This window comes from Sphingomicrobium sp. XHP0239, from assembly GCF_039555325.1.
GTDB lineage: Bacteria > Pseudomonadota > Alphaproteobacteria > Sphingomonadales > Sphingomonadaceae > Sphingomicrobium > Sphingomicrobium maritimum.
On record NZ_CP154608.1, the window covers coordinates 1,638,102 to 1,659,440 of the forward strand.

General features: G+C 66.1%; 21 protein-coding genes and 1 pseudogene. 2 read left to right on the forward strand and 20 right to left on the reverse strand.

Annotation, left to right across the window (positions count from 1 at the left end; genetic code table 11):
- Window positions 1-9: 9 nt before the first annotated feature.
- Window positions 10-642, reverse strand: coding sequence for a sigma-70 family RNA polymerase sigma factor (locus tag WJT74_RS08360; RefSeq protein ID WP_432215219.1), 633 nt, complete (start codon window positions 640-642; stop codon window positions 10-12).
- 140 nt (window positions 643-782) lie between these two features.
- The gene (locus tag WJT74_RS08365) at window positions 783-1,583 is read right to left on the reverse strand and encodes a response regulator (protein ID WP_343343636.1); all 801 of its coding nucleotides are present in this window, start codon (window positions 1,581-1,583) and stop codon (window positions 783-785) included.
- 382 nt (window positions 1,584-1,965) lie between these two features.
- On the opposite strand from WJT74_RS08365, the gene WJT74_RS08370 reads away from it, so the two are divergent.
- Window positions 1,966-2,163, forward strand: coding sequence for a NepR family anti-sigma factor (locus tag WJT74_RS08370; RefSeq protein WP_343343638.1), 198 nt, complete (start codon window positions 1,966-1,968; stop codon window positions 2,161-2,163).
- A gap of 18 nt (window positions 2,164-2,181) precedes the next feature.
- Window positions 2,182-3,738, forward strand: a complete 1,557-nt coding sequence (locus WJT74_RS08375) for a sensor histidine kinase (protein WP_343343640.1) — start codon at window positions 2,182-2,184, stop codon at window positions 3,736-3,738.
- 259 nt (window positions 3,739-3,997) lie between these two features.
- On the opposite strand, the pseudogene tatC reads toward WJT74_RS08375, so the two are convergent.
- The 18 genes and pseudogenes from tatC to murC form a co-directional block, all read right to left on the reverse strand.
- Window positions 3,998-4,732: pseudogene (tatC, locus tag WJT74_RS08380) on the reverse strand (twin-arginine translocase subunit TatC); the annotation flags it as partial.
- A 20-nt stretch (window positions 4,733-4,752) separates the two neighbouring features.
- Complete coding sequence (tatB, locus tag WJT74_RS08385) at window positions 4,753-5,127, reverse strand: Sec-independent protein translocase protein TatB (RefSeq protein WP_343343642.1); 375 nt, start codon at window positions 5,125-5,127, stop codon at window positions 4,753-4,755.
- A 23-nt stretch (window positions 5,128-5,150) separates the two neighbouring features.
- Window positions 5,151-5,396, reverse strand: coding sequence for a twin-arginine translocase TatA/TatE family subunit (locus tag WJT74_RS08390; protein ID WP_343343644.1), 246 nt, complete (start codon window positions 5,394-5,396; stop codon window positions 5,151-5,153).
- Window positions 5,397-5,438: 42 nt separating this feature from the next.
- Window positions 5,439-6,047 (reverse strand): SMC-Scp complex subunit ScpB, encoded by a 609-nt coding sequence (scpB, locus tag WJT74_RS08395; RefSeq protein WP_343343646.1) that lies wholly within the window; start codon window positions 6,045-6,047, stop codon window positions 5,439-5,441.
- Window positions 6,044-6,796, reverse strand: coding sequence for a segregation and condensation protein A (locus WJT74_RS08400; RefSeq protein ID WP_343343648.1), 753 nt, complete (start codon window positions 6,794-6,796; stop codon window positions 6,044-6,046). Before WJT74_RS08400 ends, scpB begins: the two co-directional genes overlap by 4 nt.
- A 55-nt stretch (window positions 6,797-6,851) precedes the next feature.
- Window positions 6,852-7,862, reverse strand: coding sequence for a beta-N-acetylhexosaminidase (nagZ, locus tag WJT74_RS08405; protein WP_343343650.1), 1,011 nt, complete (start codon window positions 7,860-7,862; stop codon window positions 6,852-6,854).
- Window positions 7,862-8,512, reverse strand: a complete 651-nt coding sequence (locus WJT74_RS08410; protein ID WP_343343652.1) for an SPOR domain-containing protein — start codon at window positions 8,510-8,512, stop codon at window positions 7,862-7,864. The genes nagZ and WJT74_RS08410 overlap by 1 nt, the downstream gene beginning before the upstream one ends.
- Window positions 8,512-10,242: an arginine--tRNA ligase gene (argS, locus tag WJT74_RS08415; protein ID WP_343343654.1), complete on the reverse strand. Its 1,731-nt coding sequence runs from the start codon at window positions 10,240-10,242 to the stop codon at window positions 8,512-8,514. Before argS ends, WJT74_RS08410 begins: the two co-directional genes overlap by 1 nt.
- 72 nt (window positions 10,243-10,314) lie before the next feature.
- Window positions 10,315-10,824: a hypothetical protein gene (locus tag WJT74_RS08420; protein ID WP_343343656.1), complete on the reverse strand. Its 510-nt coding sequence runs from the start codon at window positions 10,822-10,824 to the stop codon at window positions 10,315-10,317.
- Window positions 10,821-11,474 carry an NAD(P)H-binding protein gene (locus tag WJT74_RS08425; protein WP_343343658.1) on the reverse strand — a complete coding sequence of 218 codons (654 nt, stop codon included), beginning with the start codon at window positions 11,472-11,474 and terminating at the stop codon, window positions 10,821-10,823. The genes WJT74_RS08420 and WJT74_RS08425 overlap by 4 nt, the downstream gene beginning before the upstream one ends.
- The gene (locus WJT74_RS08430; RefSeq protein ID WP_343343660.1) at window positions 11,471-12,631 is read right to left on the reverse strand and encodes a deoxyguanosinetriphosphate triphosphohydrolase; all 1,161 of its coding nucleotides are present in this window, start codon (window positions 12,629-12,631) and stop codon (window positions 11,471-11,473) included. The genes WJT74_RS08425 and WJT74_RS08430 overlap by 4 nt, the downstream gene beginning before the upstream one ends.
- 10 nt (window positions 12,632-12,641) lie before the next feature.
- The gene (locus WJT74_RS08435) at window positions 12,642-14,243 is read right to left on the reverse strand and encodes an SPOR domain-containing protein (protein WP_343343662.1); all 1,602 of its coding nucleotides are present in this window, start codon (window positions 14,241-14,243) and stop codon (window positions 12,642-12,644) included.
- Between the two features lie 109 nt (window positions 14,244-14,352).
- Entirely contained in the window at window positions 14,353-15,882 is a 1,530-nt protein-coding gene (ftsZ, locus tag WJT74_RS08440) for a cell division protein FtsZ (protein WP_343343664.1), read from the reverse strand.
- A 160-nt stretch (window positions 15,883-16,042) separates the two neighbouring features.
- Complete coding sequence (gene ftsA, locus WJT74_RS08445; RefSeq protein ID WP_343343666.1) at window positions 16,043-17,287, reverse strand: cell division protein FtsA; 1,245 nt, start codon at window positions 17,285-17,287, stop codon at window positions 16,043-16,045.
- Window positions 17,284-18,078: a cell division protein FtsQ/DivIB gene (locus WJT74_RS08450; protein ID WP_343343668.1), complete on the reverse strand. Its 795-nt coding sequence runs from the start codon at window positions 18,076-18,078 to the stop codon at window positions 17,284-17,286. The genes ftsA and WJT74_RS08450 overlap by 4 nt, the downstream gene beginning before the upstream one ends.
- Window positions 18,079-18,100: 22 nt before the next feature.
- Window positions 18,101-19,036: a D-alanine--D-alanine ligase gene (locus tag WJT74_RS08455; protein WP_343343670.1), complete on the reverse strand. Its 936-nt coding sequence runs from the start codon at window positions 19,034-19,036 to the stop codon at window positions 18,101-18,103.
- Window positions 19,033-19,926 (reverse strand): UDP-N-acetylmuramate dehydrogenase, encoded by an 894-nt coding sequence (gene murB, locus WJT74_RS08460; RefSeq protein ID WP_343343672.1) that lies wholly within the window; start codon window positions 19,924-19,926, stop codon window positions 19,033-19,035. Before murB ends, WJT74_RS08455 begins: the two co-directional genes overlap by 4 nt.
- Window positions 19,923-21,338 carry a UDP-N-acetylmuramate--L-alanine ligase gene (murC, locus tag WJT74_RS08465; RefSeq protein ID WP_343348144.1) on the reverse strand — a complete coding sequence of 472 codons (1,416 nt, stop codon included), beginning with the start codon at window positions 21,336-21,338 and terminating at the stop codon, window positions 19,923-19,925. Before murC ends, murB begins: the two co-directional genes overlap by 4 nt.
- Between the last annotated feature and the right edge of the window lies 1 nt (window position 21,339).

Consider the following 21,339-nt stretch of genomic DNA (forward strand, 5'->3'; position numbering starts at 1 on the left):
AACCGGATGCTATTTTTCGTTCGAAAGCTCGTCGACCTGGCTCATGATGTTCTGGAGCGCGGAGCGTTCCGGATCGGTGTCGTGCTGCGCGCGCGGCGCCAATTCGTCCGAATCCATCAGATTTTCGAGCGCCACGCGACCGCGTGCGACGCGGCTCTTGATCGTGCCGACCGCACATCCGCAAATCTGCGCCGCTTCCTCATAGGCGAACCCGCCCGCACCGACGAGGATCAGGGCCTCGCGCTGCGGCTGGGGTAGTTGCATCAACGCGCGCTGCATGTCGCCCAGTTCGACGTGACGATCCTGTGCCGCGGGAGCGGCGAGGATCTTCGCGGCCGTCACATCGTCCCACTCGCCCTTGAAGCGCGCGCGGCGCATCTGCGACAGGAAGAGGTTGCGAAGAATGATGAAGGTCCAAGCACGCATGTTGGTGCCGGCCTGGAAGCGCTTGCGCGCCGCCCATGCCTTCAACAATGTCTCCTGCACGAGGTCGTCGGCGGTATCGCGGTTGCCGGACAGCGAGCGACCGAATGCACGCAGATGCGGAATCACCTGCGCCAGCTGGTCCTTGAACTCGTCATCGGGCAGCGGAACGGGATCAGGCTTCTTCTCGCCGTCCTCATGTTCCTGCGGTTTAGCCAACGATCATTCCCCCAAACTCGAATCAAGACGTCATGCGCCGATGCAACGAAGCAGATCGGTGCAGCAAAATGAAGGTAGGGACGAACCGATGTCGAAACAACCGGTTGGCGCCCCCTCCTTCGTTATCGTTGAAATTTTGCCTAGGCGGGAACGGTCGCCGCGTCGAAGAACAGTGCCTGGCTGATTGCCGCCTTCACCGTCGACCGCTGGAACGGCTTGGTGATGAGGAACGTCGGCTCCGGGCGCTCGCCCGTCAGGAGACGCTCGGGGAAGGCCGTGATGAAGATCACCGGCACCCGGAAATCGGCGAGGATGTCCTTGACCGCGTCGATGCCCGAGGAATCGTCCGCCAGCTGGATGTCGGCGAGGACCAGGCTCGGACGATCCGACTTGGCCTGCGCCACCGCCTCATCGCGGGTGACCGCCACGCCGGTGACGTTGTGACCAAGATCGCGCACGATCGTCTCGATATCCATCGCGATGATCGGTTCGTCCTCGATGATGAGAACGTCGGCACGCGTCTGCTTCTCGATTTCTTCGGTCGCTTCCCGAACCAGCTTCTCGACATCCTCGGGGGAGGAATCGATCAGATAGGCGGTGTCTTCGTTCGAGAACCCTTCGAGGCTCGTCAGCAGCAGCGCCTGGCGCGACAGCGGCGTGATCTGCGACAGGCGCGCTTGCGTCACACTTTCGGGATTACCCATGTCGGTCGCCGTCGGATCGCTGTCGTCATCGATGTGGGCACTGCCCCAGATGGCATGGAAGGTGCGGTAGAGCCCGAGCCGCGGATCGCGGTCGCGGGGGAATTCTTCGGGGTTGTCGACGATCGTTTCGAGCGTGGTGCGCACGTAATTGTCGCCATGTACCTGGCTGCCGGTCAGCGCACGCGCATAGCGGCGAAGAAAGGGCAGATGCGGGGCGAGTTCCTGACCAAGTGACATAAAAGCGCTCTACTCCAAAAGGGATGCCGTCCGGTCCCCCCTTGGGACGGTTTCGGCTCCGTTGCAACAGACCCCCGTGATGGAAAGTAACCCTTCCGATCGCGACGGCGGCGCGCATGACGCGCTCCGATGGTTTCGTTGAGGGAACAAAGCGCAGGCCATTTGGTTTCAATCCGAGAATAACGGTCCGGGCGAACAGGCTCGATAAGCACGGAACGGAGCCACGGGCGATCGCCCACCAATCGGTTGACGGGCGGGGCAGCGGGCCGCTACCTCCCGCCGCCTCGGCGGGAGCCACACGGAACATTGGGCCGCAATGACCGTGTTAGAGTTTACTGAGTTCAAAGCGCAGGCGCTTCAGCCGCGCGAAGGGGAAATTTCGTTGAACGCCAAACCCGATCGCGATGAAGAGCCGATGCCCGACAAGTCAGACGCGTCCAAAAAGCCTGCGGCGAAGGCCGAGGATAAGGGCAAATCGGGCGGGGATTCGGTAAGCCGCGTTCTCAAGACCGTCTACGACGACACACTTCGCGAGAGCATTCCCGACGAATTTCGCGACCTTCTGTCCAAGCTGGACTAGGGCAGCGCGGCGCGCGGCATGAGCGATGATCGTCCCTCGCGCGGGTTTCGCTCGACACCTTTCAAACTGTTTCTGGCGCTCACGCTGACGCTGCTGCCGATCGGCGCGATCATCATCTGGGCGACCATCGCAGAGTTGAACGATCGGCGCGATGCCTTGCGGGGTCAGACCCAGGCTGAAATGCTGGTGGCCGCGCGAGCGATCGAGGGTCTGATTGGACGCAACGTGCTTGCGCTGCGGATCGCAGCCTATGGCGCGATCGCGACCGACGGCCAGAACCCTTGCGACGAAGCGCGTGCGGCCTTGTCTGTCGCTCCTGCGGTGGCGCGCGATTTCCGGATTTCGACCGCCGACAACAATCAGTTGTGCGGTGACCTCGTCCCCAGCGGCGTGCGTCCCGGACAGCCCGTGGGCCCCGGTGAAGTTTCGTTATGGATCAACCGCGAGGAAGACGGCCTCTATCTCTCGATCGGCATTCCCGAAGCGATCGCGACCGGGAGAATCAGTCGCGCCGAATTGATCGAAGCCATCGATGCGGAGGCGGAGATGGTCGATCTCTTCCTTCTGCGCGACGGCACCCGGACCTTATCTCTGCTGTCCGAAGACAATGTCGGTGAAGGCGAGCGCCAGACCGAGACCCTCGAAATCGATATCGCACGGGGTCGCCTGACCGCGGAAGCCAGCGGCAGTTTCGTCGATATCACGCTGCGCGACCGGTTGATGATCTTCCTCCCGCTCGCGATGTGGGCGATCGCCGCGATCCTGTCCTGGGCACTCATCCATTTCGTCCTGATGCGACCGCTGCGCCGCCTCAACAGCGCGGTGCGCGACTATGATATCGACAGCCATGATTTCGTGCCGCCCGACAAGCTCGGCCCGGCAGCGGAAATCCGCGAACTGGGTCAAAGTTTCTCCGATACGGTCGACCGGATCGAGGCCGGCGAACGCGAACTGGTCGAGGCCGTCGAGAATCAGCGCAAGCTGGTGCGCGAAGTGCATCACCGCGTGAAGAACAACCTTCAGGTCGTCGCCAGCCTTCTCAACATCCATTCGCGCGGCGCGGAGGGCGAGGAAGCGCAGGCCGCCTATGCCGGGATCGGCCGCCGCGTCGAGGCGCTGTCGGTCGTCCACCGCAACCATTTCGCGGAGATCGAGGAAAGCCGCGGCATCCAGCTACGCCCGCTCATCACCGAACTGTCCACCTCGCTGCGCGCCAGCGCGCCGGGTGGACGGCAGGTCGATTTCGCGCTCGACCTCGAAAGCGCCGCGACAACGCAGGATGCCGCCGTATCCGCGGCCTTCTTCATCACCGAAATCGTCGAACATGCCTTCAACCGCGGCGACTGCGAGGCGGTCGAGATCGGTCTGCGGCGCACGAGCGAACTCACCGCCCGCCTGTCGGTCGCGAGCGAAGCGTTGATCGGCGACGAGGGCGACCCGGGCGGCCATGTCCAGTTCGAACGGATCATCGACGGGCTGTCGCGCCAGCTCCGCTCCCCGCTGGACAAGAAACTGGGAAGCTATGCCGTCGAACTGCCGGTCTTTCCGCACGACGACAGCGCCCGCCCCGCGTAAACTTCGGGCGCACCGAAAAAATTGAATCGCGGTCGGAACCCCTCGGCGAAAGTGGCGTTGATAGCCTTGGATAGTGACCTTTTGCCCCCCCGCTCTCGCTATCCGATCACGCGGGCCCGGACTTGCCAACCCTCCCCCCCCCCGGTGGCAAATCCGGGCCCCCATTTTTTTCGGGGCTCCCGACATTCACATCCGAGGTTGAAACTTCAGTTGGCGCATCCGTCGTCGACGGCGCAGCGGCGGTCGTTGCGTCCACACGGTCTTCGGCTGCCGCCTCGCGGCGAGAACGGCGCCAGTGCGTCAGCCGGATCGCGACGATCGCCAGTTCGTAGAGCAGCACCAGCGGCACCGCGAGGATGATCTGGCTCACCGCATCGGGCGGGGTAAGCACCGCGGCGATCGCGAATGCCGCGACGATCATGTACCGCCGGCCCTTGGACAGTTGCTCGCGCGTCACCAGCCCGGCGCGCTCGAGGATCATCAGCAGAATGGGCAGCAGGAAGGCGACCCCGAAGCCGAACAGGAACTTGGTCGCGAACCCAAGATAATTGCCGATGGCGGGCAGTGCTTCGGTCTCCACGCCGCCGATCTCGCCCTCGAATCCCAGCAGGAATTCCAGCGCGATCGGCATGGCCACGAAATAGGCGAAGCTCGCTCCCCCCGCGAAGAAGAAGGGCGTGAGGATGAGGAACGGCAGGAACGCCATCTTTTCCTTGGCATAGAGCCCCGGGGCGACGAATCGCCACAGCTGGACCGCCAGCATCGGAAAGGTGATCATCAGCGCCGCGAACAGCGCCACCTTCACCTCGACGAAGAACGCCTCGAAGATGTCGGTGAAGATGAGCCGTCCCTCGCCCGCCGCGAGCAAGGGCTGGACCAGCACGCCGAAAATCGGCTTGGCGGCGTAGAAACAGGCGAAGAAGGCAATCCCCAGCGTCGCCACGACCCACAACAGGCGCGAGCGCAGTTCGATGAGATGCTCGAGCAGCGGCATCTTGGTGTCGTCGACGTCCTTCACGGCAGCTCGCGACCCTCCTCGGGCCCGCGCTCGCCCGCACCGCGGGCGTCGGACTTGTCGCCATCCTGTGCCGACTTGTCCTTCGGCGCGTCATCGGGCCGTTCGAGCGGCAGCATCGTGTCGGTGAACTGTTCGGGCGGAAATTCGGCCATGATGGCGGCGTTCTGCGCCTTCCACTGCTTTTCCATTTCCTCCATCTCGGCCTCGCGCACGACGGCGTCGATGCCGGCGGTGAAATGACGGGTATAGGCGCGCACCTTGCCGATGAAGCGCCCGACGGTGCGCATCAGACCCGGCAACTCCTTGGGCCCGACGAACAGCAGCGCGGCGAGCGCCACGACCAGCAGCTCCATCGACCCGATCCCGAACATGGCGGTATTCTCCCGCGCAGCGCCTAGCGGGCGCGCGGATCCTGCTCGCGGTCGCGGCTGACCTCGGCGTCGATCGTCCGGTCTTCACGCGGCAACTGGCGCGGCTCGGCGGGGCGCTGCTGCGCCTCGTCCTCGTCGGCCATGCCCTTCTTGAAGCTCTTCAGCCCCTGGGCGACGTCGCCCATCATGCTCGAAAAGCGTCCGCGGCCGAACAGCAGCAGGATGATGAAGGCGAGGATCAGGAGACCCGGAAGACCGATATTACCCATGGTGATGTCCAATCGTGGCAAAAAAGAAGCGTCCGACCCGATCTAGGCGCTGTCGGCGTCACTTTCTACCTCGGATGCGTCGACGTCGTCGTCTTCTCCGCCGTCCAGCGCCAGCTCCAGTTCCTCCTCGTCGACTGGATCGAGCAGACCGGCGGCCTTCAGATCGTCCATCCCGGGAAGGTCGCGGCGGCTCTCCAGCCCGAAATGCGTCAGGAAGCTCTTGGTGGTGGCATATTGGAGCGGCCGACCCGGCACCTCGCGCCGCCGCGCGGTCCGGATCCAGTCGGCAGCCATGAGCACGTCCAACGTGCCCTTGGAAATCTGCACCCCGCGAACCGCCTCGATCTCGGCACGCGTGACGGGTTCGTGATAGGCGATGATCGCCAGCGTCTCGGTGGCGGCGCGCGACAGGCGCCGGGGTTCCTCGCGCGTGCGGCGAAGAAGATGCGCCAGATCGCCCGCCGTCTCGAAATGCCAGCGATCGCCGCGTTTCACGATCGCGATGCCGCGTCCGTCGTAATGCGCCGTCAGGTCATTGAGCGCCGCGCGGACATCGCCGTCCCCCGCATGCGCGGCGATCTGTTCGGTGGTCAGCGGTTCCTCGCTGGCGAACAGCACGGCCTCCACACTGCGGGCGAATTGATCGATCATCCGCGCTTTACCCGAATGGGGGCGAACGCTTCGGCCTGCTTCATCCTGAGCTGCCCCTGTCGCGCCAGTTCCAGACTGGCGAGGAACGAAGACGCCAGCGCGCTCCTCAGGAACGCAGGATCGTCGGATCGCGGCAGAAAGCGCGTCAGCTCGGTCCACTCGATCGCGATGCCCAGCATGCCGCCCAGTCGCTCCATCGCCGCCTCGAGCGTCATCACGTGGCGGTCGTGGACGACGTGCATCGCGGGACGGGTGCGCGCGCGAACCTGTCCATAAGCGGCATAGAGGTCGTAGGAACTGACCTGCCACTGCGTTTCGCGTTCGGTCCGCAACCCTTCGGGCGTGCCGCGCGGAAATACGTCGCGCCCCACCCGGTCACGCGCCAGCAGCCTCGCGCCCGCCTCGCGCATTGCGTCGAGCCGCAGCAGTCGCTGCTGTAGTCTCCACGCCAGTTCCTCGGGACTGGGGTCGGCGTCGGGATCGGCCGGGAGCAGCAGGCAGCTTTTGAGATAGGCGAGCCATGCCGCCATCACGAGATAGTCGGCCGCAACCTCCAGCTCGAGCTTCGCCGCTTCCTCGATGTAGGTAACATACTGGATCGCCAAGTCGAGGATCGAGATGTGCGTGAGATCGACCCGCTGCGCCCGTGCGAGATCGAGAAGCAGGTCGAGCGGCCCCTCCCAATTCTCGAGGTCGAGATGCAGCGCCTGCCGATCGGTCGGTGCGTGAAAGGCGAACTCGTAGGCCACGGTGCGAGCCTAGCGCAACGATCCTGCAACACAATGTCCGTTGTCGGAGGAGGACCTAGTCCTCCGAGATGCCCAGCAATTCGTCGCGCTTGGCGATGCATTCCTCGAAACCCATCGGATCGAAATCCGGCTCGAGCGCCATCGCGACCTGCATCCGCGCGACGCTGCGCGGGGTCATGGTCGGCGCGACCTCGGCCACGTCGCGCATCTCGTCCATCTTGCCCGAGCAATGCAGCGCCACGTCGCAGCCGGCATAGATCACGCCGATGGCGCGCTCGGCCATCGATCCCGTCATTGCCGCCATGTTGAGATCATCGGAAATCAGCCAGCCGTCGAAGCCCAGACGCCCGCGGATGATATCCTCGATCACGGTCGAGGACTGGCTGGCGATATAGTCGGGATCCCAGGCGGAATAGACGATGTGCGCCACCATCCCCATCGGGGCGTGGGCAAGCTTTTCGAACGGTGCCAGGTCGATGTCGAGTTCGGGCGCGGTCGCGGTGACCAGCGGCCGTTCCTTATGGCTGTCGACCAGTGCGCGTCCGTGGCCGGGCATATGCTTGACGATCGACACGACCCCGCCCGAATGCAGCCCCTTGATCACCGCGTCGCCCAACTGGCCGACCATGACGGGATCGGTACCGAGCGCCCGGTCGCCGACGATCTCGTCCGCGCCTTCCTGTCGCACGTCGAGGACGGGGAGCGCGTCGACGGTGATCCCGCATTCCGACAGCATGATCGCGATCGCCCGCGCGTTCAGCCGCGCCGCTTCCTCCGCATCGCGCGGGTTCTTCTCGTAATGCTTGGCGAAGACCCCCATCGGCGGAAAGGCGGGCCAGTTGGGCGGTGCCAGTCGCGAAACGCGCCCGCCTTCCTGGTCGATCAGGATCGGCAGCCGCGCGCGCCCGTGCAGTTCCTTCAGACTTTCGGTCAGGGCGGATAGCTGGCCGCGGTCCTCCACGTTGCGCCCGAACAGGATGTAGCCCGCCGGATCGGCCTCGCGAAAGAAATCGGCTTCTTCTTGGGTAAGGGCGGTCCCGGCCAGCCCGTAAATGACGGATTGCATCAGTTGACGATCACGCAGCTTTCCCCCGCCGCGTCAAGCGCGGCGCAGGCGGACCGTGCGGCGGCAGCGTCGGGTGCCCCGGCGCGCAGGCGATACAATTGCTGACCGTTGACCGTCGCCGCGACGATCCGTTTGTCGAGCGCCGCCACCTCGGGAAAGCGCGAGGAAAGGAGCGCCCAGCCCGTCTCCGCCTTCGCGCGGGAGGAATAGGCGCCCAATTGCACCAATGCGGGCGGGGCAGCACCGGGTTCGGGCGTCGCGGGTGTTGCCGGCTCGCTCGCCGGCTCCTCGACCTCGATGCGCGGGGCCTGTTCGCCCAGCCGCTCGGTGTCGAGCCGGGCGTCGGGATCCTCGCCCGCACTGGTAGCGAAAGCCGTACCGCTGTCCTCCGACAGGTCGAGCCCGCCGGGATCGTCGGGCCGGATCTTGTAGGGCGTGTTGGGCGCGGCGATCAGCTCGGGCTCGCCCGTCGCGGTTCCGGTCGTCGCATCGCGGCCCAGCCAGAACGTCGTTCCCGCCACCGCCGCAAGCAGCGCGATGACGATCGCCGCACCGATCGCGATCTTGGTCGCGGAGATCGCGCCCGACGAATCGTCGTCCTCGACCTCCTGCAGCCAGGGGAGCCGGTCTTCGTCCGCGATATCGGCCATCAACGCATCTCCTCGGCGGCCTCGACGCCCATGATGGCGAGACCGTTCTTGAGAACCTGCCCGATGCCGCGCGCCAATTCCAGCCGCGCGCGCGACAGCGCTGGCTCTTCTTCCGAGAGGAAGCGCTTTTGCGGATCGTCGTTGCCGCGGTTCCACGCCGCATGGAATGCCGCCGCCAGGTCGTAGAGATAGAAAGCGATCCGGTGCGGCTCGTACGCCTGCGCCGCCGCGCCGACGATGCGCGGGAACTGCGCGGCCAGCTTGATGAGGCCCCGTTCCTCTTCGTCGAGCAGCGACAGATCCGCCTCGCCCGCGTCGAGGCCCGCCTCGGCCGCCTTGCGTCCCAGCGAGGAAATGCGCGCGTGGGCATATTGGACGTAGAAGACGGGGTTTTCCTTGGTCGCCTCGGTCACCTTCGCGAAATCGAAATCGAGGGGCGCGTCGGCCTTGCGAGTGAGCATCATGAAGCGCACCACGTCCTTGCCGACCTCCTCGACCATCTCGGCAAGCGTCACGAAATTACCCGACCGCTTGGACATCTTCACCGGTTCGCCGTCGCGGAACAGCCGCACCATCTGCACCAGCTTCACGTCGAGGCTCTTGTCTCCGCCGGTCAGCGCGGTGACCGCCGACTGGATGCGCTTGACCGTGCCCGCATGGTCCGCGCCCCAGATGTTGACCAGATGGTCGGCGTTCTGGCTCTTCTGGAAATGATAGGCCGCGTCGGCGCCGAAATAGGTCCAGCTGCCATCGGATTTCTTCATCGGGCGATCCTGGTCGTCGCCGAACCGCGTCGACCGGAACAGCGTCAGCTCGATCGGCTCCCAGTCGTCGGGCGTCTCGCCCTTGGGCTTCTCGAGCATGCCTTCGTACACGAGACCCTTGCCGCGCAGCGTCGCCATCGCCTCGTCGACCTTGCCCGACGCCTGCAGCTCGGCCTCGGACGCGAACTTGTCATGCTCGATCCCGAGCAGCTTCAGGTCGGCGCGGATGCGGTCCATCATCTTGTCGACCACCGCGGGCTTGAAGACGGGCAGCCAGTCGCTTTCCGGCGCATCGACGTACTTGTCGCCGTAATCCGCCGCCAGCGCCTCGCCGACGGGGATCAGATAATCGCCCGGATAAAGGCCTTCTGGGATCTCTCCGATGTCATGCCCGAGCGCCTCCAGATAGCGAAGATGCGCCGAGCGTGCGAGCGTATCGACCTGGCTCCCCGCATCGTTGACATAATATTCGCGGATGACCGTGCTGCCCGCAAACTCGAGCAGCGCGGCGAGCGCATCGCCGACCACCGCGCCGCGGCAATGCCCCATGTGCATCGGACCCGTCGGGTTCGCGCTGACATATTCGATGTTCACCGTCCGCGCGTCGGGATCGGCGGGCGCGCGTCCGTAGTCACCGCCCTCGCCGATGATGGTGGCCAGCTCGTGCTGCCAAATCGTCGGTTCGAGCCGGAGGTTGATGAACCCAGGCCCCGCGACCTCGACCCCCGTCACGCCATCGACCTTCTCCAGCCGCGGGGCCAGTTCGCCCGCCAGTGCGCGCGGATTGGTCCCCGCGGGCTTGGCCAGCACCATCGCCGCATTGGTCGCGAGGTCGCCATGCGCCGGATCGCGCGGAGGCTCGACCGCCACCGCCTTGCGCGGCAGGGCTTCGGGCAACGTGCCGTCGGCGACGAGATCGTCGAGAATGGTGTCGAGTTCGGACTGGAAGCGGGCGTAGAGAGACATGGAAATGCGCAATTCCGATGAGAAATGGGTCTGCCCAGCCTCTAGCCTGCAAGGTCCCGCGGCGCAAAGCTTCTAGGGCAGGCGCGCGAATTCCTCGCTCGACGGGATTTCCTCGCCCGGACCCTCGGCCGCCCGCCTAGCCGCGTCGCGCAGCCGCCAGTCGCGCTCGAACAACCAGTAAGCCAGCCCGACGCAGGCGCCATAGACGATCCCGGCATCGACCGGGATCGGGCTGTCCATTCCCGGCCGCGCGAACCCGCCCGCGAAGACGCTGGTGAGCGTCACCCGCGTGATGAATCCGGCCAGCCCGCCCATCAGGACCGCCGCGATCCCGACCCACGGCCGCTTCCAGGCGTCGCCCACCGCCGCGGCGGCCGGATAGCCGAAGATGAGGATTCCGAACGCGCTGATGGGAACGAGCAGCCCCGTGAACAGCATCAGCGACCAGACCGTGCGCAGCCGTTCTTCAAGGCTTCCGTCGCCCAGGCCCAGCAGCATCGCCGCGATCGCCACGCTGCCCGCGAACGTGCCGATGATCGAGGACATCACGATCGGCGCGCGCGGCATGAACGGCTTCATCATGATGCCGCCCCCGATCCCGCGAACGTCTTGATCTGCTCGTTATGATGAATGAAGCGCCCCTTCCCCGGCGCCTCGACCAGAGCCGCGATGGCCCGCGCGACCGTCTCCGCATCCACTGAACGCAGCTTACGCGGCAGAAGCGGATTGACCAGCGGCGAGACGAGAATGCCCAACCGTTCCTTCCACCGCCGCTCGCTTCCGCGCTTGCCGCGAAGCAGTCCCGGCCGAACGATGTCGAGCCGCTCGAAACCGAGGCTTTCGAGATCCGCCTCCATCTGGCCCTTGATCGCCAGATAGCGGTTCTTCGACGTCGCATCGGCCATGCTCGACGACACGACGATCATGCGCGTCGCACCCGCCGACTGCGCCGCGCGCGCGAACTCGACGACGCCATGCCGGTCGATCCGGTCGTATTTCTCCCAGTCCTTCGCCTTGGCCCAGGTCGTCCCCGTCGTGCCGATCGCGACGTCCACCCGCTCTCCGTCGAGGAGGTCGGGCCATTCGCTCATCTCGCCCAGCTTTTCGGTAACGTGGCCGCGATCGCTCTCGGTCGAGCGCCGCGCAAGACTGAGGACGTCGTGCGACGACAGCAGCGGCACCAGCCTCGACCCGATCAACCCCGATGCCCCGATCAGCGCGATGCGGGTCAAAAGCGGTCTGCCGGAAGCGGGCTCTTGCCGCACCAGTCCTGATAGCGCCGGATGGCGAAGGGGTCGGTCATTCCGGCAATATAGTCGCCGATCGCCCGTTTGCGATGGGTCTCCCCCTCGCCGCGCTGCCAACCGCCCGGGAGCGGAGCGTCCTTCGCGATGAGCGCGTCGGCCAGACCTGCCACGACCTGCTTGGCTCCCTCGCGCACTGGCTGCAATTCGGGGCTGTCGTAAAGATCGGCGTAGAGATGACGTTTCAGACCGCGCTCGTCGGTCCGCATCTCCTCGGAGAATCCGACCAGCGTCCGCCCCGCCGCACGCACGTCGTCCGGCGTCTCGACCCCCGCCGCGGCAATCCGCGCCCGCGTTTCCGCCAGGACGTCGCCGACCATCGTCCCGATCATGTCGCGCACCAGCGCGGCCTGTCGGCGCGCGCGATCGAGGCCCGGATGCCGTGCCTCGATCGCGCGCCAGTGGCGTTCGACCATCGGCAAGGCGAGCAACGCGTCGAGATCGAGGATCCCCGCACGCAACCCGTCGTCGATATCGTGATTGTCGTAAGCGATGTCGTCGGCGATCGCCGCCACCTGCGCCTCGAGGCTGGCATGTGTCGACAGCGCCAGATTGAACGCCGCGTCCACTTCCGCCAGCGCCCAGCCCGGATCGGCGACGGGTCCGTTGTGCTTGGCAAGACCCTCCAGCGTCTCCCACGTGAGGTTCAGCCCGTCGAACCCCGGATAGGGACATTCCAGCGCGGTCAGCAACCGAACGCTGTGCCCGTTATGGTCGAACCCCCCGGCGTCGGCGAGCGCGTCCGAAAGCGCATCCTCCCCGGCATGACCGAACGGCGGATGGCCGAGGTCGTGGGCGAGACACAGTGCTTCGGTCAGATCCTCGTTCAGCCCCAGCGTGCGCGCCATCGCACGCCCGATCTGCGCCACTTCCAGACTGTGCGTCAGCCGGACGCGATAATGATCGCCGTCGGGGGCGACGAACACCTGCGTCTTGTGACGAAGACGGCGAAAGGCGTTGGAATGGATGATCCGGTCGCGGTCGCGCTGGAACGCATCGCGCGGGCCCCGCGGCCCGCGATCGTCTTCACTATGCTGGCGGTGGCGCGAATGCGCGGGGTCGCTTCGCAGCGAGGGTGCCAGCAAGAAAAGTCCCCTACAGTCGGTCGATCCGGAGCCGCGAGGGATTGCGCGTCCAGGCGAAGCTGTCCACCCCTTCCGCGCGTAGACGGTTCACCAGTTCCTGCGCCTCGGTACGGCTGTCGAACGGGCCGACCAGCAGCCGGTGAAAGCTCGCGCCACGCGTCAGCAAGGCGTCGCGCCCCGTCAGCGCACCATTCGCCCGGCTGGTAATGCGCCGCCATTCGAAGGTCATGGCATCCCGATCGTCACTCCCCGCCAATTGCACGAAATGCGTCCCCGCCACCCCGATGTCGCTCGCGGCCGACGTGGCGGCCACCGTGGCGACCGGCCGCGGCCGTTCAACCTTGGGCGTAGGGGCGGGAGGCGCTTCATACTTGGGCCGCGGCGGCGGCGGCGCGTCGAACTTCGGCGTCGGAGCGGCGGGAACGGCGACTTCCGCAACCCGCGGACGCACCGGCTCGGGCGTCGCAGCGGGATCGCTGGCGAGAAGCTGGTCGATCGAGGCAAGCCGCCCCTGACCGTCGGCACTCGCATCGACGCCCCGGCTTGCGGTGGCGATCGGAGTCGACCGTTCAAGCGCGCGCGACTGGCTCACCACCTCGGCGGGATCATCGTCGATCCGCACGCGGCGCGGCCGGGCCCCGGCGCGTTCCTGCGCCTCGGTGGGAATGTCGAGACGATAGCGCGGGCTGCTGCGCTGTTCGGGAACGTCGGTCACGACATTGCTGCGCCCGACCTGCTCGATCAGCCGTTCGCGCTCGGGACTGGTGGAGCGGGTGGTAACCGCCACGCGCTCGCCCGCGCTCCGGGCGGAGCGGATGGGAACGGCATTGCGCCGCGGCGTCGACGGAGCGGCATTGGCATATTCCACATCGTTCTCGGTCGGGAAGATGCCGAGATGCACCGCTGCCGCCTTCTGCCGGTCCGACAGACGCGGCAGCATCCGCAGGAACGGCTCGATCGCATCTCCCGACCCCGGCATCACGCTCTCGATCGCACGCCGCGCATTTTCGGTATCGCCGGTCAGCGCCAGAATGAACGCCCGCGCCCGCAATGCTTCCGTGTCGCCCGCGGAAATCTGCGGGTTGATGAGGGCGATCGCGCCGGCACGGTCACCTTCCATCGCCAGATTGAGTGCCAGGCGGCGAGCGGCCGCCTGCGCATCGGGGCCGCGCAACGCCGCGCGATAATTGACCTCGGCCGCATCGCGATTGCCGGTCAGATCGAAGGCCAGCCCGCGTCCCGCACCGATCTGCGCATCGCTGCCGCCCGCGCCCGACGCGCGATCGAAGTAATCGAGCGCCTTGTCGGCCTGGTTCATGTAGGCGGCCAGCGTCCCCAACCCCGCCAGCACGCGCGGATCGCCCGGCCGGATTTCCGCCGCGCGACCGTAAAAGGCCGCCGCGGAAGGAAGATCGCCGATTTCCAGCGTCTGACGCCCCGCATCGAGCAGGGCGTCGAGATCGCGCGGACTGTTCTCCAGCGTTTTAAGGCTCTCGGTCAGATTGCCGGACTGCTGCGCGTGCGCCGCACCCGGCACCGTCAGCCCGAGCGTCAGCGCCGTCGCTGCGGCCAGTGCGGCCTTGGCGGAGCGTTTCCTATTCACAATTCGCATGGCGACAGCCCTTGCCGCGAAAAAGCTTGCCCGTCGCTGACCACGTCCGGTCGCATCGACCAGACGTGGCGCAGAGACGACGAGCGGCGCTCGCAACGCGTTAAATTCCTTACTTGTTCTGCCGGTTAAGGAAGGAGGGAATGTCCATGTCCTTCGACCCGAATCCGGGGCCGTCGTCCTCGCCGGTCGCGGCGGCGCCGCGCGCGATGTTGCTCATCCGCTCGAACAGCGTTCCACCACCCGATGGCGGCGGCGCGGGAATGGGATTGGGGCGGGCCGAACCCTTGTCCGCGAGCAGCGACGGCGTGTCGATCGTCTCGGCAGCCTCGGCCTCCTCCTCGTCCTCCGCCGGCGGCGCGATCGGCGCACTGATGACCGGCGAGGTGAGAATGTCGTCGCTTTCGAGGTCGAGCGTGTCTTCTTCGCGATCGTTGGCCGTGGCTGCAATCTCGTCACGATCGTCGGCGGGCTGCGCCATCGCGTCGGTAAGATCCAGCAGGTCGTCGGACGCATCCTCGCTCGACGATGCATCGGACCGCTCCGCCTCGGCGGTCATCGGGCTGCGCGGTGCGGCGACCGGCGCGCTCGACAGGCCCGAACGGCCCGAACCCGGGAAACTGAACACCTGACCCTGCGTCCGCGAAACGCTTTCGCTGGGCGATTTGGCGGCTTCGGCGGCATCGATACCCGTGGCGACGACGGAAACGCGAATCTTGCCCTCCAGATCGTCGTTGAAGGCGCTGCCCCAGATGATGTTGGCGTCCTCGTCGACCAGTTCCTTGATGTGGCTGGCGGCCTCGTCGACCTCCATCAGCTTCATGTCCATGCCGCCGGTGATCGAGATGATGACGCCCTTCGCGCCCTTCATTGAAACGCCGTCGAGCAGCGGGTTGCTGATGGCCTTTTCGGCGGCCTCGATGGCGCGGTTCTCGCCCTCGGCCTCGCCGGTGCCCATCATCGCCTTGCCCATCTCGCCCATCACGCTGCGAACGTCGGCGAAATCGAGGTTGATGAGGCCGGGCATGACCATGAGGTCGGTGATGCCGCGCACGCCCTGCTGCAGCACCTCGTCGGCCATTTCGAAGGCTTCCTTGAAGGTGGTGTCGGGGGTCGCGAGGCGGAACAGGTTCTGGTTGGGAATGACGATCAGCGTATCGACGTGCTGCTGCAGTTCCTCGATGCCGCTGTCGGCGGCACGACCGCGGCGCGATCCCTCGAAGGCGAACGGCTTGGTCACGACCCCAACGGTCAGGATCCCCTTGGCGCGCGCGGCCTTGGCGATGACGGGTGCGGCGCCGGTCCCGGTGCCCCCGCCCATGCCGGCGGCGACGAAGACCATGTGGCTACCGTCCAGCGCCTGCTCGATATCCTCGATCGTTTCCTCGGCCGCCGCACGGCCGATCTCGGGCCGCGAACCGGCACCCAGACCCTGCGTGATCTTGAGGCCGAGCTGCAACCGCGTCGAGGCGGTCGAATTGTTCAACGCCTGCGCGTCGGTGTTGGCGACCAGGAAATCGACCCCCTGAACATCGGCGTCCATCATGTTGGCGATGGCGTTGCCGCCGGCGCCGCCGACCCCGATCACGCTGATGCGCGGGCGCAGTTCGTCCACGTCGGGCCGTTGGAAATCGATGCTCATTCTGGTGTCTCCCCGGTTCAGCCAAGCTGTTGAATCTCGCCCGTGAATCTTTGCACATCGCGCGACTCCGCCAAAGCGAAAAATGCCTCGGCCCAGCAATTAGTGAAGAAATGATTCAGGATGGGACGATTGATCGAGTCGCTGATTCTTTTTCGGTTGATCAATCGCCCTTCAACGCGGCGATAAGCCGTCCGACCAGCCCCTGTCCCCGCCGCCGCCGTGCGCCCGCCGCCGCCATGTCGGCCTGACCGCCCAACCCGTCCTCGTGGGCGATCATCAGCAGCCCGACCAATGTCGAGAAGCCGGGCCCGGCCTGCGCCTCGGGCAGGCCCTTCAATCGCTTGGGCCGGCCGATCCGCACGCGGTGACCCAGAACGCCCTGAAGGTAGTCGTCGATATTCTTGAGGTCCGCGCCGCCGCCGGTGATGACCACCTGTCGCTTCGCGGGCCCGGAGAATCCCAGCGCGCGCAGCGCCTCGTCAATCTCGCCCGCCAGTTCGTCCAGCCGCTGGCGAATGACGCTGACCAATTGTGCGCGGGTCAGCCGCGCCGCTTCGCCCGCGCCGCCGATCGTCGCGTCGATGCGCTCGTGATTGTCGCTCGGGCTCTGATTCGCGGACCCGTGAAAGCATTTCATCCGCTCCGCATCGCGCCGCGACACGCCGAACGCCATCGCGATGTCCTCGCTGATATCGCGCGCGCCCAGCGGGATCGTGCGCAGCCCCGCCAGCATGCCGCCGATCCACAGCGACACCGTCGTCACGTCCGCGCCCAGTTCGATCATCGCCACGCCCAGTTCGCGCTCGTCCTTCGACAGACACGCCCGCGCCGCCGCCATCGGCCCCGCCACGATGGCGCCCACGCCGAGATGCGCCGACCGGATGATCGTGTCGAGATTACGGAACGGCGCCTTGTCGGCCGCGATGACATGGATCGCCACGCCCAGCCGTTCGGCATGCAGCCCGCGCGGATTGACGACACCCGTGACCCCGTCGAGCGTGTAGAGCGCGGGCTGGGCGTGCAGCACCACCTGCCCCTCGCGTTCCAGCGCGCCGTGTCCCGCCTCGAGCAACGCGGCGATGTCGCCGTCCTCGACCTCCATCCCGCCGATCTCGATCTCGACATTGGCGACGTCGCTCATCAGCCCGCCCGCCGCGAAACCGGCAAACACGTCCTCGATCGCCAGCCCGCTGGTGCGTTCGGCGAGGTCGACCGTCTCGCGGACCGCGGTCTCGGCCTCGGCCATGTCGACGATATAGCCGCGCTTGACCCCGCGGCTCTCGCGCTGTCCCGACCCGACGATCTCCAGCTGCCCTTCGGCATTCGGACGCGCGATCAGCGTCGCGACCTTCGACGATCCGATATCGAGTGCGGTCAGTAGGTTGCCGGGCGGACGGGCCATCATTCGCTCTCCCGATCGGCGAATTCGGGCGACCGCGCGATCATCCGCCCCGGCAGCCGCAGATCGTAACGTTCCACCCCGATCCCGAGCAGCGCCGCCTTGCGGTCCATCTCCAGGAACTTCTCCAGCGCGTCGCCCGCCTCGCGCTCGCCCTCGGGCAGCACGATGATCTCGCCCGTCTCGACATTGAGGTTCCAGCGCCGCTCGCCCACCCAGCTCGCCGACGCGAGCCGCGCCCGCAGCGGCGGCACCCGGTCGAGGATGCGATTGAGCTGCATCAGCTCCCGATTGGCGCCCGCCCCCATCAGCAACGGCAGATCGGGCATCGCCGCGATCGGCACCCGCTCGAGGATCACGCCTTCCTCGTCGACCAGGAACAGCCGGTCGTCGCCCTGCCACAGGGCCTTGGCCTCGCGCTCGACCACGTCGATGACCAGCGTGTCGGGATAGCGCCGCGATACGCGCGCGTCCCGAACGTAGGGAAATTGCAGCAGCTCGGCCCTCACCGCCTCGACGTCGACCAGCGGCAAGGCGCGTGTGCGCTGATTGAGCGCGGCCTGATAGATCGTGTCGCTGTCCATCTTCTCGACGCCCTTCACCTCGATCGAGCGGACCTTGAGCCCCAGGTCGCCCATCGCCTCGCCCCCCGCGCGGCCAGCCATCGCGGGAACTTCGAACACGAACAGCAGGGCGATCGCCACCACCGCCGCCAGCGCCATCGCCGCGCCTTTTGCGACCCGATCCGCGCCGGGCGTCGGCTGGGCCTTGCGCTTGGGCGCCGGCTTTCGCTTCACAGGTTTACGCCGTGCCGCCACCTTAGCCGAGCGCCTCCGCGATCAGTCGCTCGCACAGTTCGCCATAGGAAATGCCGCGATAATTCGCCTGTTCGGGGACCAGGCTCAGGGGCGTCATTCCCGGCTGCGTATTGGTCTCGAGCAGGAACAGACCGTCGAGCCCCCGCTCTTCGTCCCACCGGAAATCGGAGCGCGAGCAGCCCTCGCATCCCAACAGCCGGTGCGCTTTCACCGCCAGTTCCTTCATCCGCTCGGCGACCTCGTCCGGCACCTCGGCGGGGCAGACATGCACCGTCCGCCCGTCGGTATATTTGTGCGCGAAATCGTACCAGCCGCTCTCGATCTTCAGCTCCGTCACCGCCAGCGCTTCATTGCCCAGCACCGCCACGGTCAGTTCGTGCCCGGCGATGAACTCCTCGGCGAGCAGCCGATCGAATTTCTGCCACGGCCCCTCGGCGTCCCGACCGATCGGTGACCCATAGTCGCTTTCATCGGTCACGATCGCCACGCCTACCGACGATCCTTCATCGAGCGGTTTGAGCACATAGGGACGCGGCATGGGATCCTCGCGGTAGAGACTGTCGCTCTTCACAATCCGCCCGGGCGGCATCGGGATGCCGTGCGGCTCCAACACCGCCTTGGTCAGCTGCTTGTCGATCGCGACCGCCGAGGTCGTGCAGCCCGAATGGGTGTAGGGGATCTGCATGATGTCGAGCAGTCCCTGCACGCGCCCGTCCTCACCGGGCGATCCGTGCAGCGCGTTGAACACGACATCGGGCCGCAATTCCGCCAGCACGGCGGCGATGTTGCGATCCATGTCGACGGGTGTGACGTCGGTGAATCCCTGCCCCTTCAACGCCTTCACGACGCCCTCGCCCGACGACAGAGACACGTCGCGCTCCGCCGACCAGCCGCCCATCAGAACGACGATCTTCATGCCCTTGTCGAGATTGCTCATCGCCGCCCCACTCGCTTGATTTCCCATTCGAGTTCCTGGCCCGAATGCTCCTTGACCCGTCGCCGCACCTCGTCGCCCAGATCCTCGATATCCGCGCTCGAGGCGTCGCCCGTGTTGATGAGAAAATTGCAATGCTTCTCGCTCACCTGCGCACCCCCTTTCTGGAGACCGCGGCACCCCGCCTCGTCGACGAACTTCCACGCCGATCCCTTCTCTGGGTTCTTGAACGTCGATCCGCCCGTCTTCGTGCGCACCGGCTGCGATTCCTCGCGCGCCTCCTGGATCCGATCCATCTCGGCCTGGATCGCTTGCGGATCGCCCGGTTCGCCGCGCAGCGTCGCACCGATGACGATCGTTCCTTCCGGAAGATCGCTGTGGCGATAGGAATAGCCCAGCTGCCCGTTCGACAGGGTCAGTTGGCTGCCGTCGCGGGTGACCACCTCGGCCTCGACCAGGATCTCGCGTGTCTCGCGACCATAGGCGCCGCCGTTCATGCGCACGAAGCCGCCCAGCGTGCCGGGGATCGAGCGAAGGAATTCCATTCCCGCGATCCCCGCATCGCGTGCCGCGGAGCTGATCAGCACGCCATGCGCGCCCGCACCGCACTGCAACGTCGTCTCGTCGATCTGCTCGACGGTGGCGAACGCCTTGCCCAGTTTCACGACCACTCCCTCGACCCCCCCGTCGCGGACGATGAGGTTCGAACCGAGGCCCAGCCCCATGACCGGAATGTCGTCGTCGAGATCGGACAGGAAATTCGCCAGGTCCTTCGCGTCCGCCGGTTCGAACAACCAGTCGGCATTGCCTCCGGATTTGAACCAGACGAGCTTCTTGAGCGGCGCGTCGGCGGTCAGCTTGCCCCGCACCTCGATTTCATCGGGCGCGCTCACTTCGCTTTCCTTGCCTGACGGATCCCGTCGGCGAGCCGCGCGGCCCAGCCGGTGATGTCGCCCGCGCCCATGCAGATGATGACGTCATTCTTGGCCGCCACGTCGCGCAGTGCCAGCGCCAGATCCTCTTCGTCTTCGACGGTGCGGACCATGCGGTGCCCGCGCTGGCGGATGCCGTCGGCGAGCGCGGTGGAATCCACCCCCTCGATCGGATCCTCGCCCGCTTCGTAGACGGGCGCGACCATCACGACATCGGCCTCGTTGAAGCTCGTCTGGAACTCGTCCATCAGCTCCTGCAGGCGGGTGTAGCGATGCGGCTGCACCACCGCGATCACGCGGCTCTCGGGACAGGCGTCGCGCGCCGCTTCCAGCACCGCTTTGATCTCCACCGGATGGTGGGCGTAATCGTCGATGATCGTCGCGCCGCCGATCTCTCCGACCTTGGAGAAGCGCCGCTTGACGCCGTCGAAGCTCTTGAAGCCCTCGCGGATCTGCTCCTCGTCGACGCCCAGCTCCATCGCAGCGCCGATCGCGCCCAGCGCATTGAGAATATTATGCTTGCCCGGAATGGGGATGTGGATGTCGCGCATCGTTGTCACCTCGCCGTCGCGATCGGTGAACACGACATCGATACAAGTCCCGCCCAGCTCGGGGCGAAGATTGTCGGCCCGAAGGTCGGCCTGCTGCGAAAAGCCATAGGTGCGGATGCGCCGATCCTGCACCTGGCCGATGACGTTCTGGACCTCCGGATGGTCGATGCACATCACCGCGAGTCCATAGAAGGGGACGTTCTCGACGAACTGACAGAAGGCCGCCTTCACCTCGTCGAACCCGCCATAATGGTCGAGGTGCTCGGGATCGATATTGGTGACGATCGCGATCGTGCCGTCGAGGCGCAGGAAACTGCCATCGGATTCGTCGGCCTCGACCACCATCCATTCGCTCGATCCCAGCCGCGCGTTGGACCCGTAGCGGTTGATGATCCCCCCGTTGATGACCGTCGGGTCGATCCCGCCCGCATCCAGCAGCGCCGCGACCATGCTGGTCGTTGTCGTCTTGCCGTGGGTGCCCGCGACCGCGATGGTCCGCTGCATCTTCATCAGTTCGGCGAGCATTTCGGACCGCTTCACGAGCGGCAGCCGCCGTTCCTTGGCCGCTTCGACCTCGACGTTGGTCCGGCGGATCGCGGTCGAACAGACGACGACTTCGGCATCGCCCAGATTGTCGGCATCGTGGCCGATATGCACGGGAATGCCGAGGCCCTGGAGCTTCTCGACCACCGGGCCGTCCTTCACGTCCGAGCCCTGCACCTTGTAGCCGAGCTGGTGCATCACTTCGGCGATACCCGACATGCCGATCCCGCCGATCCCGACGAAATGGATGGTGCCCAATTCCTGTCCTTGCGCCTGCATC